The organism is Lysobacter concretionis Ko07 = DSM 16239, assembly GCF_000768345.1.
In the GTDB taxonomy this organism is placed as follows: Bacteria; Pseudomonadota; Gammaproteobacteria; order Xanthomonadales; family Xanthomonadaceae; genus Novilysobacter; species Novilysobacter concretionis.
The window spans coordinates 80,635-97,566 of the sequence record NZ_AVPS01000004.1 but is presented as its reverse complement, the minus strand read 5'-3'; the positions used below and the strand labels follow the sequence as shown (position 1 = coordinate 97,566).

The 16,932-nt window shown below is 68.6% G+C and carries 13 protein-coding genes; 8 read left to right on the top strand and 5 right to left on the bottom strand.

Annotated elements, in window-relative coordinates; genetic code table 11:
• Nucleotides 1–7 precede the first annotated feature (7 nt).
• Nucleotides 8–454: an Rnf electron transport complex subunit RnfB gene (rnfB, locus tag N792_RS05010; RefSeq protein ID WP_052103494.1), complete on the top strand. Its 447-nt coding sequence runs from the start codon at nt 8–10 to the stop codon at nt 452–454.
• A gap of 133 nt (nt 455–587) precedes the next feature.
• Here the strand turns inward: rnfB and N792_RS05005 are convergent, their stop codons facing one another.
• On the bottom strand, nt 588–2,516 hold the full coding sequence (locus tag N792_RS05005; protein WP_036193136.1) for a cytochrome c/FTR1 family iron permease: 1,929 nt from the start codon (nt 2,514–2,516) through the stop codon (nt 588–590).
• 145 nt (nt 2,517–2,661) lie between these two features.
• Here N792_RS05005 and N792_RS05000 point away from each other — a divergent pair, with 145 nt between their 5' ends.
• The 6 genes from N792_RS05000 to efpL all read left to right on the top strand — a co-directional run bounded on the left by N792_RS05000 (nt 2,662) and on the right by efpL (nt 10,565).
• Nucleotides 2,662–3,444 carry an enoyl-CoA hydratase-related protein gene (locus N792_RS05000; RefSeq protein ID WP_036193135.1) on the top strand — a complete coding sequence of 261 codons (783 nt, stop codon included), beginning with the start codon at nt 2,662–2,664 and terminating at the stop codon, nt 3,442–3,444.
• A 56-nt stretch (nt 3,445–3,500) separates the two neighbouring features.
• Complete coding sequence (locus N792_RS04995; RefSeq protein ID WP_036193134.1) at nt 3,501–5,534, top strand: acetyl/propionyl/methylcrotonyl-CoA carboxylase subunit alpha; 2,034 nt, start codon at nt 3,501–3,503, stop codon at nt 5,532–5,534.
• Entirely contained in the window at nt 5,531–6,424 is an 894-nt protein-coding gene (locus N792_RS04990; protein ID WP_036193132.1) for a hydroxymethylglutaryl-CoA lyase, read from the top strand. The genes N792_RS04995 and N792_RS04990 overlap by 4 nt, the downstream gene beginning before the upstream one ends.
• A complete protein-coding gene (locus N792_RS04985; protein WP_052103492.1) occupies nt 6,421–9,024 on the top strand; it encodes a sensor domain-containing protein in 2,604 nt (867 codons plus the stop codon). Before N792_RS04990 ends, N792_RS04985 begins: the two co-directional genes overlap by 4 nt.
• Nucleotides 9,025–9,096: 72 nt before the next feature.
• A complete protein-coding gene (locus tag N792_RS04980; protein ID WP_036193130.1) occupies nt 9,097–9,867 on the top strand; it encodes an SDR family NAD(P)-dependent oxidoreductase in 771 nt (256 codons plus the stop codon).
• A 131-nt stretch (nt 9,868–9,998) separates the two neighbouring features.
• The gene (gene efpL / locus N792_RS04975; protein WP_036193128.1) at nt 9,999–10,565 is read left to right on the top strand and encodes an elongation factor P-like protein EfpL; all 567 of its coding nucleotides are present in this window, start codon (nt 9,999–10,001) and stop codon (nt 10,563–10,565) included.
• Nucleotides 10,566–10,592: 27 nt separating this feature from the next.
• Here efpL and N792_RS04970 read toward each other — a convergent pair whose 3' ends face one another.
• The 3 genes from N792_RS04970 to N792_RS04960 all read right to left on the bottom strand — a co-directional run bounded on the left by N792_RS04970 (nt 10,593) and on the right by N792_RS04960 (nt 14,605).
• Nucleotides 10,593–12,488 (bottom strand): DUF7844 domain-containing protein, encoded by a 1,896-nt coding sequence (locus tag N792_RS04970; protein WP_084105472.1) that lies wholly within the window; start codon nt 12,486–12,488, stop codon nt 10,593–10,595.
• A 79-nt stretch (nt 12,489–12,567) separates the two neighbouring features.
• Nucleotides 12,568–12,903 carry a DUF2388 domain-containing protein gene (locus N792_RS04965; RefSeq protein WP_036193127.1) on the bottom strand — a complete coding sequence of 112 codons (336 nt, stop codon included), beginning with the start codon at nt 12,901–12,903 and terminating at the stop codon, nt 12,568–12,570.
• Nucleotides 12,904–13,195: 292 nt separating this feature from the next.
• The gene (locus N792_RS04960) at nt 13,196–14,605 is read right to left on the bottom strand and encodes an FAD-binding oxidoreductase (protein WP_036193125.1); all 1,410 of its coding nucleotides are present in this window, start codon (nt 14,603–14,605) and stop codon (nt 13,196–13,198) included.
• 129 nt (nt 14,606–14,734) lie between these two features.
• Here N792_RS04960 and serA point away from each other — a divergent pair, with 129 nt between their 5' ends.
• Nucleotides 14,735–15,973 carry a phosphoglycerate dehydrogenase gene (gene serA, locus N792_RS04955; RefSeq protein ID WP_036193123.1) on the top strand — a complete coding sequence of 413 codons (1,239 nt, stop codon included), beginning with the start codon at nt 14,735–14,737 and terminating at the stop codon, nt 15,971–15,973.
• 294 nt (nt 15,974–16,267) lie between these two features.
• Here the strand turns inward: serA and N792_RS04950 are convergent, their stop codons facing one another.
• Nucleotides 16,268–16,834 (bottom strand): NUDIX hydrolase, encoded by a 567-nt coding sequence (locus tag N792_RS04950; protein ID WP_036193121.1) that lies wholly within the window; start codon nt 16,832–16,834, stop codon nt 16,268–16,270.
• Between the last annotated feature and the right edge of the window lie 98 nt (nt 16,835–16,932).

Here is a 16,932-nt window from a genome sequence, read left to right as displayed (position 1 = left end):
AAGCGCCATGCACGATTGCAGTGACATCCCCGACCTGACCGAGCGGCTCGACCGCCTGCTGCCGCAAACCCAGTGCGGCCAGTGCGGTTATCCGGGCTGCCGGCCGTACGCCGAGGCGATGGCCGCGGGCGATGCGGATATCGACCGTTGCCCTCCCGGCGGCGATGCCGGAGCGCTGTCACTTGCCCGGGCGCTTGGCGTCGATCCCAAGCCCTTCGACCGCGACCGTGGCGAACACAAGCCCGTCCAGGTCGCGCTGGTTATCGAGGACGACTGCATCGGCTGCACCAAGTGCATCCAGGCCTGCCCGGTCGACGCGATCATCGGCGGCGCCAAACACATGCACGTGGTGATCGATCCGTTGTGCACGGGTTGCGAGTTGTGCGTACCGGCGTGCCCGGTGGACTGCATCGAGATGGTGGCGCTCGGCGACCACAGGACGGTGAAGGCGTAGAAGCAAGCGCAGGGGTGGAGCCGGCCGCAGTATCGGTCAATGACCGCCCGGGCCAGGACCGACACCTTCCCCGCTCACCGTCCGCCTGGACTTCCCAGGGGCGAAAGCGCGATGTCAGTCGCCGCGCCCGACATCAGCGCCGCGGATCAACCACCCGCGCCGCGCGGCGGTTGTACGAGAATCCGGCGATCAGGACGGCCAGGGTCAGCAGTTGCGTCAGCACGCCCTGCAGTGTCGGGTAGATGCCCAGCAACGCGATACGCGGGACGCCGACCACCGAGACCGACAGCCAGCCGGCCTCCTGCAGCGCGGCGATGCCCTTGCCGGCCAGCACCACCGTCAATACCGCGATCAGGATCGAACTGATCGAGAAAAACTGCGCGATCGGCAGCCTGCGGCTGTAACGCAGCATCGCCCAGGCCATCGCCGCCAGCGCGATCGCGCCGAGCCCACCGCCGGCCAGGATCGCGCCGCCGTTGCCCTGGCTCCACAGCGCGGCATAGAACAGCACGGTCTCGAACACCTCGCGATACACCACCACGAATGACAGCAGGAACAGGAACCAGGCCGAGCGCTTCGACAAGGCGTGGGAGAGCTTGTCCTTGATGTAGCGCTGCCACGCGCCGGCCTGGCTCTTGCCGTGCATCCAGATGCCGACGAACAGCAGCACGGCCGCGGCGAACAGGGCGGCGAAGCCTTCGGTCAGCTCGCGGCTGGCACCGCTGATGCTGACCATGTAGGTGGCTGCGAACCAGGTCAGGCCGCCGGCGAGCAGCGCTCCGACCCAGCCGGCATGCACGTAGGGCATGACGTCGGGACGCTCGGCCTTGCGCAGGAACGCGACGATGGCGATCAGGATCAGCAGCGCTTCCAGACCCTCGCGCAACAGGATGGTGAGCGCGCCGAGGAACGTCGAAATACCGCTGGACGAGTCCGGCGCGAGGGCGACTTCCGCCTCGCTGAACAAGCCGTCCACCACCTCGACCTGGGCGCGCACGTCCTCGGTGCTGGCGGAACGGCCGATGCGCGAACGCAGCTCGGCCATCGCTCCTTCGATCCTGGTCATCAGCGCCCGGTCGCGCGCGGCCAGCAGCGGTTCGACCGGCTCGAAGCCGTCCAGGTAGGCCGACAACGCCAGGTCGCGGGCGGCATGCTGGTCGCCGGCCTCGTACGCGCGGGTGCTTTCCGCCAGCCGCGAGCGCGCCAGCGCCAGCGAACCGGCGGGTTCGGGTTCGACCGCCTGCGGCTGCCGGCGCAGGTAGGCGGTCACGGCCCGGGCGTTGTCTTCGCCGATGCGCGCGGCCAGTGCGGCCGGGGTGAGCTGAGTCAAGGTGCCCAGATCGGGAACCTCGCGATGCAGGGCGCCGTCAGCTTTCCACAACTGCTCGCCGCGCTGGGCCAGGTCGGCCGGATAGGCGTACTGCCCGATGTAGAACGACAGCGCCCAGCGGTCCTCGGCCGACAGATGGGCGTAGCTCGCCATGCCGGTGCCTTCCAGCCCCTGCTCGATCACCTGGTACAGGGCGAAGACGCTGCGTTCGCGCGCGCGCGACTCGTCGGTGAAATCGATCGGTGCCGGATCCAGTGCCACGCCTGCCGGGCCGTCGCCGGCGCCGGTCACGCCATGGCAGCTCGCGCAATGCTGCTGGTAGAGGTCCCCCGCACGGCCCAGGTCGGGTGTACTGACCGGGGCCAATGGCATCGGATAGGCCGCCAGCAGTTCGCGGGCCAGATTGCGCGCCAGTCCGGCGACCTCCGTCGGTGCCGACTTGACGGCGATGGCGAGTTGCAGCCGCTCCGCATCGCTGACCAGTTGCGGCAAGTCATCGGTTGGCGGCAGCGCGTCCAGGCGCGCGCGCACGGCCTCGGAAAACTCGCCCATCTCGGCATATTCGCCTTCGCTGACGACCTCGCCGTCCTGCACCGCGGCGGGATAGTCGACGGCGATGTAGTCCAGCAACCGCCATGCGGTCTGCGCGTCCGGATCGGCCGCGTATGCGGGAACGGCGAACGGGAGAGACAACAGCAGGAAAGCAGCCAGGCAGCGCAGGACATTGGGCATGGGAAGGGTGGCGCAGGAAAGAAGTCCGCAAATTCTCTCACGAATGAGAACCGATCTCATTGATCGCCGTCCACGCCCGCGCCGTCGGCAGCCCGCCCCGGCGCGGCAGCTATCATTGCTCCAGACCCGCGATCGCCGAGCCTTCATGACCAGTCCATTGTTGAACCTGCGCGAGGGCCCCGTCGCCCGCCTGCGCCTGAACCGTCCCCTCGTGCACAACGCCTTCGACGCCATGCTGATCGCGGCGCTGACCGGCGCACTGGACAGCCTGGCCCGCGACGACGGCGTCCGCGTGGTGGTGCTGGAAGGCGAAGGCGCGTCGTTCTCCGCCGGTGCCGACCTGCACTGGATGCGCGACATGGCCGCCGCCAGCGAGGCCGAGAACCGCGACGACTCGCTCGCCCTCGCCCGTCTGATGCGTACCCTCAACGAGCTGCCCAAACCGACCATCGCCAAGGTGCACGGCGCCGCGTTCGGTGGTGGCGTCGGGCTGGTCGCCTGCTGCGACATCGCCATCGGCGTGCCGGAAGCGAAATTCGGCCTGACCGAAAGCCGGCTCGGATTGCTGCCGGCGGTGATCTCGCCGTATGTGATCGAAGCGATCGGTGCACGCCAGGCGCGGCGCTGGTTCGCCACGGCGGAAGTCTTCGATGCCGATCAGGCCCGCGCGATGGGCCTTCTGCACGACGTCGTCAACGCCACCACGCTGGACACCGCGGTGCAGCGCCAGATCGACCTGCTGCTGAAGGCCGGCCCGCTGGCGTCGGCGCAGGCGAAGGCGCTGGTGCGGCAGGTCGCCTCGCACAGCGACGGTGCCCGGCACGATGCCGACAACGCGAGCCTGATCGCCAGGCTGCGGGTATCGCCGGAGGGCCAGGAAGGGCTGTCGGCGTTCCTCGACAAGCGCAAGCCGGGCTGGTGCGAATGAATCTGTCCGCGCCCAAGCCCTCCACCCGTCAAGAGCCGACCCGTCAAGAGCCGACCATGTTCACCAAGATCCTGATTGCCAACCGCGGCGAGATCGCCTGCCGGGTCATCCGCAGCTGCCGCGAGCTTGGCATCCGCACCGTCGCGGTGTACTCCAGTGCCGATGCCGACGCCCAGCACGTGCGCCAGGCCGACGAGGCGTACTGCATCGGCGGGCCGACGCCGGCGGAGAGCTACCTGCGCGGCGAGGCGATCATCGAGGTCGCGCGGCAGACCGGCGCGCAGGCGATCCATCCCGGCTACGGGTTCCTGTCGGAGAACGCCGACTTCGCCGACGCGGTCGAGGCCGCCGGCATGGCGTTCATCGGCCCGAAGGCTGCCTCGATGCGCAAGATGGGCAGCAAGGCCGGCGCCAAGGACCTGATGGCCGCCGCCGGCGTGCCGGTGGTGCCGGGCTATACCGGCGAGGATCAGGCGCCCGCGCACCTGCACGCCGAGGCCGACCGGATCGGCTACCCGCTGATGATCAAGGCCGCCCACGGCGGCGGCGGCAAGGGCATGCGGATCGTGCGCGACTCGAACGAGTTCCTCGCCCATCTGGAGTCCTGCCAGCGCGAGGCGAAGAACGCGTTCGGCCGCGACCGGGTGCTGCTGGAGCGCTATGTCGAGCGCCCGCGCCATATCGAGATCCAGGTGTTCGGCGACGAACACGGCAACACGATCCACCTCAACGAGCGCGAATGCTCGGCCCAGCGCCGCTACCAGAAGGTGCTGGAGGAATCGCCCTCGCCGTTCCTGACCCCGGCCTTGCGTGAAGAGATGGGCGCGGCGGCAGTGCTGGCCGCGCGCGCGATCGACTACGTCAACGCCGGCACGGTGGAGTTCATCGTCGGCCAGGACGGCAGTTTCTTTTTCATGGAGATCAACACCCGGCTGCAGGTCGAGCACCCGGTGACCGAGTTCGTGGCCGGACTGGACCTGGTCGCCTGGCAGTTGCAGGTGGCCGCGGGCGGGGCGCTGCCGTTGGCGCAGGACGCCATCCGGCGCGACGGCCACGCGATCGAGGTGCGGCTCTACGCCGAGGACCCGGAAGCCGGCTTCCTGCCCGGCTCGGGCCGATTGGAACGCCTGCGCCTGCCGCTGGCCAGCGAGCACGTCCGGGTCGATTCGGGCGTGGTCGAAGGCGACACGGTGACGATCTTCTACGACCCGATGATCGCCAAGCTCATCGTCCACGACATCGACCGTCCCCGCGCCCTCGCCCGCCTGCGCGACGCGCTGGCGCAATGCGAGATCAGCGGGCCGAAGTCGAACATCCCGTTCCTGGAACGGCTGGTGCGGCACCCGGCGGTGGTCGAGGCGAGCATCGACACCGGCTACCTGGATCGCCATCTGGACGAGTTCATGCCGGCCACCGAGACGGTCGATACCGACCTGCTGCTGGCGGCCACGGTCGCCCGCCTGCTCGGGCAGGAACAGCACGCGCGCGCGCAGGCCGCCGGCTCCACCGATCCGACCTCGCCGTGGGCGATCGCCGACGGCTGGCGTCTCGGGCACGGCAGCCGCCGCAGCCTCGCGTTCGGCTGGCGCGACCAGCGGCTCGAAGTCCACGCCAGCGGCAGCGGTGGCGATTACCGCATCGAACACGCCGGCCAGGCGCACGACATCCGCGGCGCACGGCGCGTCTGCAGCGGCCTGAGCCTGCGCATCGGCGAGCGCGCGCGACGCTTCGAGGTATTGAGTCCGGACAGCGACGCCGAGAACCATCTGGTCCTCCACGACGGTGAGCGGCGCCTGCGCCTGCAGCCGATGGCGATGTACCGGCACGAGGCCAGCGGCGCGGGCAGCGTGGCCGACAATGTCACCGCACCGATGCCGGGCCGGGTGGTGGTGGTGAAGGCCGCGGCCGGCGACGCCGTCGTGGCCGGCCAGGAAGTCATGGTGATCGAGGCCATGAAGATGGAGCTGAGCCTGAAGGCGCCCCGCGACGGCACCGTCGCCGAGGTCCGCGCGCAGGCTGGTGACTTCGTCGAGGCCGATACGATCCTGGTCGCGCTGGAACCGGCGGTTGCACAGGAGCCGACGCCATGAAACCTGCCGTCCGCCTCGTCGAGGTCGGCCCGCGCGACGGCCTGCAGAACGAGAAAGCCATCATCGCCACCGCCGACAAGATCGAACTGATCGACCGGCTGTCGGCGACCGGCCTGCAGAGCATCGAGGCCACCAGCTTCGTCAGCCCGAAATGGGTGCCGCAGCTGGCCGACGCCGCCGAGGTGTTCACCGGCATCGCCCGCAAACCGGGCGTGCACTACCCCGTGCTGGTACCCAACGAGCAGGGCTACGACCGCGCCCGCGCGGCGGGCGTGGAGGAGATCGCGGTGTTCACCGCCGCATCGGAAGCCTTCAACCGGAAAAACATCAACGCCTCCATCGCCGAATCGCTGGCCCGCTTCGCGCCGGTCATGCAGCGGGCGAAAGCCGATGGGGTGAAGGTTCGCGGCTATGTCTCCACCGTGCTCGGCTGTCCCTATCAGGGCGAGGTGGCGGTGGCCGATGTGGTCCGCGTTGCACGTGAACTGCATGCAATGGGCTGCTACGAGATATCACTGGGGGACACCATCGGGGTCGGCACGCCGGGCAAGGCGCGGGCGATGCTGAAATCCGTCGCCGCCGAGGTGCCGATGGCCGCGCTGGCGGTGCATTTCCACGACACCTACGGCCAGGCGCTGGCCAACATCCTCGCCTGCCTGGAAGAAGGCGTCGCCGTGGTCGACTCGGCGGTGTCCGGCGTGGGCGGCTGCCCATACGCGAAAGGCGCCAGCGGCAATGTCGCCAGCGAGGACGTGGTCTACATGCTGCACGGGCTGGGCATCCGCACCGGCATCGACCTGGACCGGCTGGCCGATACCGGTCGCTGGCTGTCCGCCCTGCTCGGTCGCGAAACCGGCAGCAAGGTCGCCAAGGCGCTGACGCCGGCATGAAATCCGCGCCGCCCGCACGTGGACTGCCCCCGCCTCCGGATGGAGCGGATGCGGCGGCCACGGCGGCGGCGCTGGAGACGGCCAGTCACGACCTGGCGCTCGATGAACCCATCCGCGCGCTGTTGATCCGCGCGGCGCGCGCCCTGCAGTCCGCACACATCGACGCGGAACACGCGCGGATGCACTACTACGCACTGTTCGATGCGGTGCCCGATCCGGTCAGCATCCTGGACGCCGACGGCATCGTGCTCGACCTCAACAAGGCCGGGCTGCGGGCCTACCAGCGCGCCCGCGAGGACATCGTCGGCAAGCCCATCCACCTGATCAATCCGGACCTGCCCGCCGACCACCTGCAGCCGGTCTGGGAAACCCTCGACCGCGGCGACACCTATGTGCTGGAGGTCGACAACATGCGGGCCGACGGCAGCCGGTTCCCGGTCGAGGTGCATTCGGCCAACTTCCGGCTCGACGGCCGCAACTGCATCGTTGCGGTGGCCCGCGACCTCAGCGGACGGCGTGACGCCGAACTGCGCTATCGCGCGCTGATGGAAAACATCGACAAGGCGATCCTGGTGCGCGATGCGGAGGGCAGGATCACCCATGCGAACCTGGCTGCCCGTCGCCTGTTCGGCATCCGGGCGGGGCAGCGTGCGGACCGGGCCCTTGCCGACGAGCACTGGCTGGTGGTCGACGAACACGGACGCGAGCTGCAAGCCGACGAGCTGCCGGCCGCCCGCGTTGCACGCGATGGGCGCGCCATGCACAGCACCGTGCTGGGCTTCTTCCACCGCCAGCGCCGCAGCCTCACCTGGGTATCGGTCACCGCGATGCCGCAGTTCCTGCCCGGCCACCAGCGGCCGCAGCAGGTGCTGTCGATGTTTTCGGACGTCACCGCACTCAAGCGCGACAGCACCCTGTTCGCGCGCGCCCAGGCGCTGGCCCGGATCGGCGGCTGGGAGTGGGACACCGGACGCAACCACCTTTATCTGACCAACGAGGCCCGCCGGATCATCGGCCGCGACCAGGCATCCGACACCATCGAAGGCCTGCTCGACTGCCTGATCGAAGCCGACCGCTGCCGCCTGCGCCACGCACTTGAGCAGACCATGAGCACCGGCCGCGACCTGCAACTCGAATTGCAGGGAATGCGGGGTGACGGCCAGCCATTCTGGGTCCGTGCAATCGGCGAGATCGGGGTCGGCAGCCTGTTGAGCGCCCGCCTGACCGGCACCCTGCAGGACATCACCGACCGCAAGCGGGGCGAGGAAACCCTGCGGGTAAAGGCGCGCACGGACCCGCTGACCGGGCTGCTCAACCGGGATGCGCTGCGCTTCGAGATCGAGGCCCGCCTCGCCGACCCGGCCCAGTCGGCACTGGCCGTGCTGTACATCGACCTGGACCGGTTCAAGGTCGTCAACGATGTGCTCGGCCACGCAGCCGGCGACCGGCTGCTGGCCGCGGCGGCACGGCGCATCCAGCGCGCGGTGGGCACCGAGGGGCTGATCGCGCGTTTCGGCGGCGACGAATTCCTGGTGGTGTGCGCGGTCGATGACGACCCTGCCCGGCCACCGCGGCTGGCCGACCGCATCCTGGAGATCTTCGCCGACGCCTTCCGCCTGGACGGCGAGGAGTTCGCGATCACCGCCAGTATCGGCATCGCCCAGGCGCCGCAGGACGGCACCCGCTCGCAACAGCTGATCCAGAGCGCGGACGTGGCGATGTACGCCAGCAAGCGCCGTGGCCGCAACAGCTGGCAGGTCTTCACCGCCGAACTGGCCGCCCAGCAGCAGCAGCGCCAGCAGCTGGAAACCCAATTGCGCCACGCCATCGACAACAACGAGTTCCACCTCGTCTACCAGCCCCAGGTCGACCTCGCCAGCGGGCGCGTGGTCGCGGCCGAGGCGTTGATCCGCTGGCGCAACCAATCGCTGGGCGACATGGCGCCGGACCATTTCATCGACCACGCCGAAACCACCGGCGACATCGTCGCCATCGGCACCTGGGTGATGCGCCAGGCCTGCCGGCAGTTGCGCGAATGGCGGGACAACGGGCTGCAGCTCGAGCGCGTCGCGGTCAACGTGTCCTACCGCCAGTTCATGGGCGAGGACCTCGCCGGGATCGTGCAGGCGGCGTTGACCGAGTTCGACCTGCCCGGCTGCGCGCTGGAGCTGGAGTTCACCGAGCGGGTGCTGATCGAGGACGAACCCGACACCCTGCGCACCTTTACCGCACTGCGCGACCTCGGCGTGAGCCTGGCCATCGACGATTTCGGCGAGGGCTACAGCGCGCTGAACTACCTGCGCCGGCTGCCGATCCACGGCCTCAAGCTGAGCCAGTTGTTCGTCCAGGGCATTCCCCACGGCACTTCGGACGTGGCGGTGTGCGAGGCCATCATCGGCATCGCCCGCAGCCTGAAGCTGGGCCTGGTGGCCGAAGGCGTGGAGAACGCCGCCCAGCGGGATTTCCTGATCGCGCAGGGGGTGCATGTCGGCCAGGGCTTCCTGTTCGCGCCCGGACTGCTGCCCGACGAACTCGCACACCACTACGCCGGAACGATCCCGCAGACGCTCCGGGCTGGGCGGCGGCGGCCTGGGCGGTAGAACCGGAGGCCGCGGTCGCCCCCTTGTGCGGGCTGTCCTAGAATCACCGCTTTCCGCCCCGCAGGACTTTCCATGCAGCTTTCCGATACCCGCGCCATCATCACCGGTGGCGTTTCCGGCCTCGGCCTCGCCGTTGCCCGGCACCTGGTCGCGCACGGCGGCAAGGTCGCCCTGTTCGACGTCAACGAGGAAAAGGGCGCCGCCGCCGTCGGCGAACTGGGCGCTGCCAACGCACGGTTCTTCGGCACCGACGTGTCCGACGAAGCGGCGGTGGCGGCCAACGTCGCCGCTGCGCGGGAGTTCCTGAGCGGCCTCAATGTCGCGGTCAACTGCGCCGGTATCCTCGGTGCCGGTCGCGTGCTGGGCAAGGACGGGCCGATGCCGCTGTCGCGCTTCCAGACCACGGTGATGGTCAACCTGGTCGGCAGCTTCAACGTCGCCAAGGCCGCCGCCGAGCTGATGCAGCACAACGAGGCCGGCGCCGACGGCGAGCGCGGCGTCATCGTCAACACCGCCTCGGTCGCGGCCTACGAGGGCCAGATTGGCCAGGCGGCGTACTCCGCGTCGAAGGGCGGCGTGGTCGGCATGACCCTGCCGATGGCGCGCGAACTGGCCCGCTTCGGCATCCGCGTGATGACGATTGCGCCGGGCGTGTTCTGGACCCCGATGGTCGACGGCATGCCCGAGTCGGTACAGCAGTCGCTGGCGGCGACGATCCCGTTCCCCTCGCGCCTGGGCAAGCCGGAGGAATTCGCCGACCTGGTCGCCTACATCCTCGGCAACACCTACCTCAACGGCGAGACCATCCGCCTCGATGGCGCGACGCGGCTGGCGCCGAAATAGCCAATCGCCCTTTGTAGGAGCGACGCAAGTCGCGAACGCGAGGACAACCGGTTTCGCCGTGCGGTCGCGACTGACGTCGCTCCTACAGGGAACCGGATTGTCGCAACCAGATACCCATACCCGGAAAACGCATGAAAGCCTACGACGTCAAGAAAGGAAACGTGGTCGAGTACAACAACACCGTCTACCAGGTGCGCGACATCGAGCGCAGCGCGGCGCAGGGCCGGGGCGGCAACGTCAAGTTCCGTTTCACCATGTACTCGGTCCCCGGCGGCAACAAGTTCGACCTCAGCCTGGGCGGGGACGACGAGCTCAGGGAAGTCGAGTTGAGCCGACGCCAGGCGACCTACTCGTACAGGGACGGCGATGCGTTCGTGTTCCTCGACGACGAGGACTACACCCCCTACACGCTGGATGCCAACGTCATCGGTGATGACGCCGGCTACATCGTCGACGACCTGTCCGGCTGCTACGTGCAGATCATCGATGACCTGCCGGTCGGGCTGCAGTTGCCGGCCAGCGTCGCGATGGAAGTCATCGAGACCCCGCCCGAGCTCAAGGGCGGCACCGCCACCAAGCGCCCGAAGCCGGCCCGGTTGTCGACCGGGCTGGAGATCATGGTTCCCGAATACATCGTCACCGGCGAGCGCGTGCTGGTGAGCACGGCCAGCGGCGAGTTCGCCGGGCGCGCGGACTGAACCGGCGGGCCATTACGCGTCGCTTGATTACGGCAGCTCCAGTCCGCCGCTTTCGCGATGGAGGGCGCGCAGGCGTTCGCTCAGCGCATTGATATTCGCCTGGGCCTCGTCCAGGTTCGTCCGCGTCGGCGGGTCCAGCAGGTCACGGACCTGGGCGGCCAGCCGGTCGTTGAGGTCGGCCAGGCGCAGCTGCCGTTGCGCGGTCTCGGTGGCCAATGATGCGAGCTCGGTGGGCTGCGGCAGGCCATAGCCTTCGCGGGCGGCCAGCAACTCCGCGGGGCGGCTGAGAAAGCCGCTGTCCTGCAGGATCTGTCGCAGGCTGGCGTCGGCTTGCCCAAGATCGCCGCCGGCCGCGGCGCGCGCGGAGTCCGCCACGAGGTAGCGCCGTTTCAGTTCCTGTTGCGCCAGCAGGATCTGCCGGCGCAAGGCCGCCTCTTCCAGCAGCAACAATGCGGCGGTCGCCCGCATGCCGGCATCACCGAACCACCCCCGTCGCTGCTCCGCCGGCAGCGAAAGCCAGTCCTCGACGCCGGTCTGGGGCAACGGCAATTCCTGCCGGACGACCGCGAACATCGCCTGGAAACGCTCCTGCAGCGAGTCGAAGCGGTAGCCCAGTCGCCGCGCCTCGTGCGCATCGTCCAGCACGCCGATGTCGGCCACCCTGCGCCGGTGCAGCCGCTTCAGCAGCCCGGTCGGGGTGATCGCGCCCAACCGCGCCTGCGCCAGCCGCGGCACGCCGTCGTGCAGCAGCTTGAAGGTCTCCACCGCGCAATTGTTGCTGACGAAGTAGTAGCGGCCGTCATAGCTCCAGTGCAGCTGGCCGGCCCGCTCCAGCAGGGTCTGGATCTCCTCGCGCTCAAGCGCCAGCGGAATCGACTGCAATCCGCGCAACTGGTCCCTGGTGTACTCCTCCACCACCTGCGACAGCGGCAGCACGAACAGCCGTGACGGATACGAGCCGCTCAGTCCGCGCCAGCTGGACAGCTGCACGTCGTTGACGAAGGCGCGGAACGAGAGCACCAGATGGTGTTGCAGGTCGAGGCGGCAACCCGGTCCCGGCTCGCGTCCAGGCGCGCAGACCACCAGCCGCAACATGCTGTGGCCCCAGCGGCTCATGGGCTCGTCATTGCCCTCGGCCAGCAGGTATTCCACCGCGTACACGCGGCGCGGATCGATCCTGCCCAGCGCGCCGGCAGTTCCAGCGCCGTCGGCATCGTTGCCCGCGCTGACATGGACCAGGTCGCCGGCGCAATCCGGATGGGCGGGAGACCAGTCGAAAACCGCATTGAAATGCCGGTACAGGGCGGGCCGGCGGCAGGCGTAGTCGGGGTCGAGCAGGAAGTATTCGAAGTTGACCGCGACGAACTCACGTGGGCTGGTCAATTCATGAACATCGGGGCTGCGATCGCTGAACGGATTGCGCGACTGGCGCGCCCCCAGGCGCTTCACCTTGACCTGCCAGCCGGCCAGGTCCAGCAGTCGGGGATCGGCCGACAGCCGGTGCTGGCGATCATGGAAATGGGCGAGCTCGTGTAGCACCGTCGCCAACAGTTCCTCGCGCGGTTCACGACCGCCGGCAGCCGGGACCACATCGGCCCCGTCCAGCGCCGGCAGCCAGCGGCGGTTGAGCAACAGGGCACTCCGCTCGGCGCGGCCGGAGACGGCATCGGGCAACGCGTCGCTCCAGCGCACCGGAATCTGCCGGTCCAGCTCCGCCTTGAAGCGCTGCGGCAACCGCGACATCGCGTCATCCAGCAGTCGTTGGCTGGCGTGTGACTGGGCCGGTGTCAGCGCCGTGGTGTCCAGCTGCAACTGCAGCGCCGCCCGCGCCGGCAGCCAGGGCGAGATCAGCAACGCGGCGAGCAGCAGCCGGCCCGCCGCGATGGCCTTGCACGATTGCTTCCGGCGGCGGTCCGGGGTCATCGGGATGCCGTCGTGCAACCGGAAATCGCTGTCATGCCCGGCGGCGCACAGGACGGCTCTCACCGGCACCGCACACGCATCACAGCGCGAGGATTGCCCGCGCCAGATCCAGATCGCTCGCCGCCTGCGCTTCCGGCAACTCGGCCCGCAGCAACACGATGGCCGCTTCCAGATGCACGCCCCGGATGGCACCGTCGCTGGCGACGTAGCTGGCGGCATCGTCGCGCGCGGCGAGCACGACCTTGTTGTCGCTGAACGAGCCGCTGGTGGCCGAGGTGCCGTTGGAGGTGCCCTTGAGCGCGCCGGTCACGGCCTCGGAAGTGGTGTAGAAGCTGGACGCCGAGGCAACCGGCGAAAGGCCAAGAGACGAAAGGCCGAGCAGCAACGTGGCACACAGCAGAGGGGAATGTTTCATCGGAGGACGTACCTGTCTTGTCGGGGGAATGGTTGCCGGAACGATCCATCGGGGCCCGAATCCCGTGGAAACACGAGGCCCGCGAGCCGCACAGACTACCTTCGCCCGCGTCATGGCGCATGCCTCAAGCGCCAGTTGGATGGCCAGGGAGAATCTGAACAACTCGGCTTTTGCCCGTCATCTCCGCGAAGGCAGGAACCCGGAGCCTTTGCCTCCAATGACTTGAAGCCACTGGATCCCCGCCTTCGCGGGGATGACGGCAGTTGTTCAGCCCTGGCGGTGGCGACGCCGTTCAGGCGTGACCCGGCGGTACCGGCGGGTCGAACAGCTTCCCCGGATTCATGATGCCCAGCGGATCGAGCACGTGGCGGATACCGCGCATGACCTCGATCTCAGCCGCACTGCGGGCGCTGTCCAGCCAGGGTTTCTTGACCAGTCCGATGCCGTGTTCCGCGGAGATGCTGCCGCCGTGGCGCTGCAGGGTCGCCGCCAGCAGGTCGGTCACGTGCGCGCATTGGGACACGAAGCCGGCCTCGTCCACGTCATCGGGCTTGAGCACGTTGATGTGCAGGTTGCCGTCGCCGATGTGACCGAACCAGACCACCTCGAAATGCGGATACTCGCGCGCCAGCAGCGACTGCGCCTCGGCCAGGAACGCCGGCATCGCCGAGATGCGGACCGACACGTCGTTCTTGTACGGACGATGCCGGGCCAGGCTTTCGGTGATGCCCTCGCGCAGCCGCCACAGCTGCGCCGCCTGCGCATCGCTCTGGCTGATGACGCCGTCGCTGACGAGCCCGTTCTCCAGGCAGTGCTCGAACGCCGCCAACGCAGCCGCCTGCCGGGCGTCGTCCCCGGCGGCGAACTCGGCCACCACGTAATACGGATGCGACTCACCGAAGGGCGCCTGGCCGCCATGGGCGAGCACGTGCCGGAGCGCGTGGTCGGTGAAGAACTCGAAGGCCTCCAGCTGCAGGCGCTCGCGGAAGACGGCGAACACCTGCATCAGCACCTCGAACGACGGCAACGCCAGCAGCATCACGTTCGACGGCGGCGGTGGATCGGTCAGCCGCAGGGTCGCTTCCACCACGATCCCGAGCGTGCCTTCCGAGCCGATGAACAGGTGCCGCAGGTCGTAGCCGCTGGCGTTCTTGACCAGCCCGCGATTGAGGTCGAGCAGTTCGCCGGCCCCGGTGACCACTTTCAGTCCGGCCACCCATTCGCGCGTGTTGCCGTAACGGATCACCCGGATGCCACCGGCATTGGTGGCGATGTTGCCGCCGATCGAACACGACCCGCGCGCGGCGAAATCGACCGGGTACAACAGCCCGTGTCCGCGTGCCGCCTGATGCACGGCCTCCAGCACGATGCCGGGCTGCACGGTCAGGCTGCGGTCGATCGGGTCGAACGCGAGCACCCGGTTCATCCGCTCCAGGCTGAGCACCAGCTCCCCGTTCGCCGCCACCGCGCCGCCCGACAGGCCGGTGCGCCCACCGGAAGGCGCGATGGCAACCCGATGCCGGTTGGCCCAGCGCACGATCGCCTGCACCTCACCGGCGTCGGCCGGCAGGGCGATCGCCAGTGGCGCCGGCACCCAGCGACGGGTCCAGTCGCGGCCGTAATATTCCAGATCCGCCGGACCGGTCTTCAGCCGCAATCCGGGAACAGTGGCCAGCAAGGCGCTCAGGCGCGGATCATTCATGGCAGGCCATCGCAGCGGGAAAGGCGTCCAGCCTGCCAGCGTCACCGCGCGCACGTCCAGTGTTGCATCGCAGCAACGGTGGCGGGTTTCTGCGATATTCGACCCTCCGCTTTCCGATGACTCACCACCGTGGCCAAGAAGACCTCCTATCCGAAGAACGACATCCGCGTGCTGCTGCTGGAAGGCGTCAGCCGGAACGCGGTCGACCGGTTCCGCGCCGCGGGCTATTCGCAGATCCAGATCCACGACAAGGCCCTGCCCGAGGATGAGCTCAGGCGCCAGATCGCCGAGGCGCACATCATCGGCATCCGCTCGCGCACGCACCTGTCTGCCGACGTACTGGCGCAGGCGCGGCGGCTGATCGCGATCGGTTGCTTCTGCATCGGCACCAGCCAGGTCGACCTGCACGCCGCGGAACTGCTCGGCATCCCGGTGTTCAACGCGCCCTACTCCAACACCCGCAGCGTGGCCGAGCTGGTCATTGCCGAAGCGATCATGCTGATGCGCGGCATCCCGCAGAAGAACGCCGCCTGCCATCGCGGCGGCTGGCAGAAGTCCGCCACCGGCAGCCACGAGGTCCGCGGCAAGACCATCGGCATCGTCGGCTACGGCCACATCGGCACCCAGGTCGGGGTGATCGCCGAGGCGCTGGGCATGCAGGTGGTCTTCCACGACATCGAGGACAAGCTGACCCTCGGCAACGCCCGCGCGGCCGCGAACCTGGACGAGCTGCTGGCCTGCAGCGACGTGGTGACGCTGCATGTGCCGGAAACCCCGCTCACGCGCAATCTGGTCGGTGCGGCGCAGATCGCATCGATGCGCCGTGGCGCGCACCTGATCAACGCCTCGCGCGGCAAGGTGGTCGATATCGATGCGCTGGCCGAGGCGCTGAAAGCCGGCCACCTTGGCGGCGCCGCGGTGGATGTGTTCCCGATCGAACCGGAAGGCAACGACGAGCCATTCGTCTCGCCGCTGGCGGGCATCGACAACGCCATCCTGACTCCGCATATCGGCGGCAGCACGCTGGAGGCGCAGGACAACATCGGCCTGGAGGTCGCCGCCAAGCTGATCCGCTACAGCGACAACGGCTCGACCCTGTCGGCGGTCAATTTCCCCGAGGTCGCCCTGCCCGAACACACCGGCAGCCTGCGCCTGCTGCATATCCACCGCAACGTGCCGGGCGTGCTGTCGCGGGTCAACGAGATCTTCTCGCAGCTCGGCCTCAACATCGACGGCCAGTTCCTGCGCACCGACGCCGACGTGGGCTACGTGGTGATCGACGTCGGCGCGACCGGTGCCCAGGCGGGCGAGTTGAAAGCCCTGTTGTCCGCGATCCCCGGCACCCTGCGCACGCGGGTGTTGTATTGACCGGAGTTCCCCGCGGGAGTGGTGTAGTCCTGCCTCCAGCGGCGAATCGCGAATGTACTGACGTCCGGTTTCGCCATGCTGTCGCGACTCACGTCGCTCCTACATCACCACGAGCCCATCAGCCCCTGCCTTTGTAGGAGCGACGTGAGTCGCGAACGCGCAGCGAATGACGCCATCGTGAGGCATCGATTCCGGTGATGAATCCGGTAGCGGCGGCTTCCCGCGCATTGGTGGCAATGATCCGGTCGCGACTCACGTCGCTCCTGCGTCACCTCGCGCCCTGTCATGCATGGCTCATTCAGGCAATCCACGCTGCAACCATTTGCGCGCCATGCGCCGCAGCGAAGGATCGCCCAACGCGCTCCCATCGGCCGCATCGGCAATCGCGGCAATGTCGCGCCAAGTGAGATCCAGCGACTCCTCGCTGACGATATAGCCCTCGTCTTCGCCGGCATGAACGACGTAACGGGCGTCGTAATGCCAGTGCCCCGGCACGTCGTGACGTTCGGGAATCCAGTGCCGGTCGAGGTCGAACAACCCGCGCTCCACGCGCAGGTCCTTCAGGCCCGACTCCTCCCCGGCCTCGCGCAGGGCGACCCGCGCCAGGTCGCGATCGCCATCGGCATGGCCACCCAGCTGCAACCAGCGTCCCAGCTTGCGGTGATGGGTCAGCAACACCCTCGTGCCGCCGCGATCCACCAGCCAGCACGAGGCGGTGAAGTGGCCGGCCAGCCGGGCGCGCACGAACGGATCATCACCATCGGTCAACAGGTCCTGGAACAGGACGACCACATCGCCTTCCTCCGGCCAGCGTTGCCGATAGTCGATCAGCGCAAGCGCGATGTCGGGAGGCTCATGCATACCGTCGAGTACGTTGCGGGGCGATTTCCCGGGCCCGATTATGCCGGCCGACACCCACCTCGACACCGCCATCGTGACCGGCTTGCCGCACGTTTCGC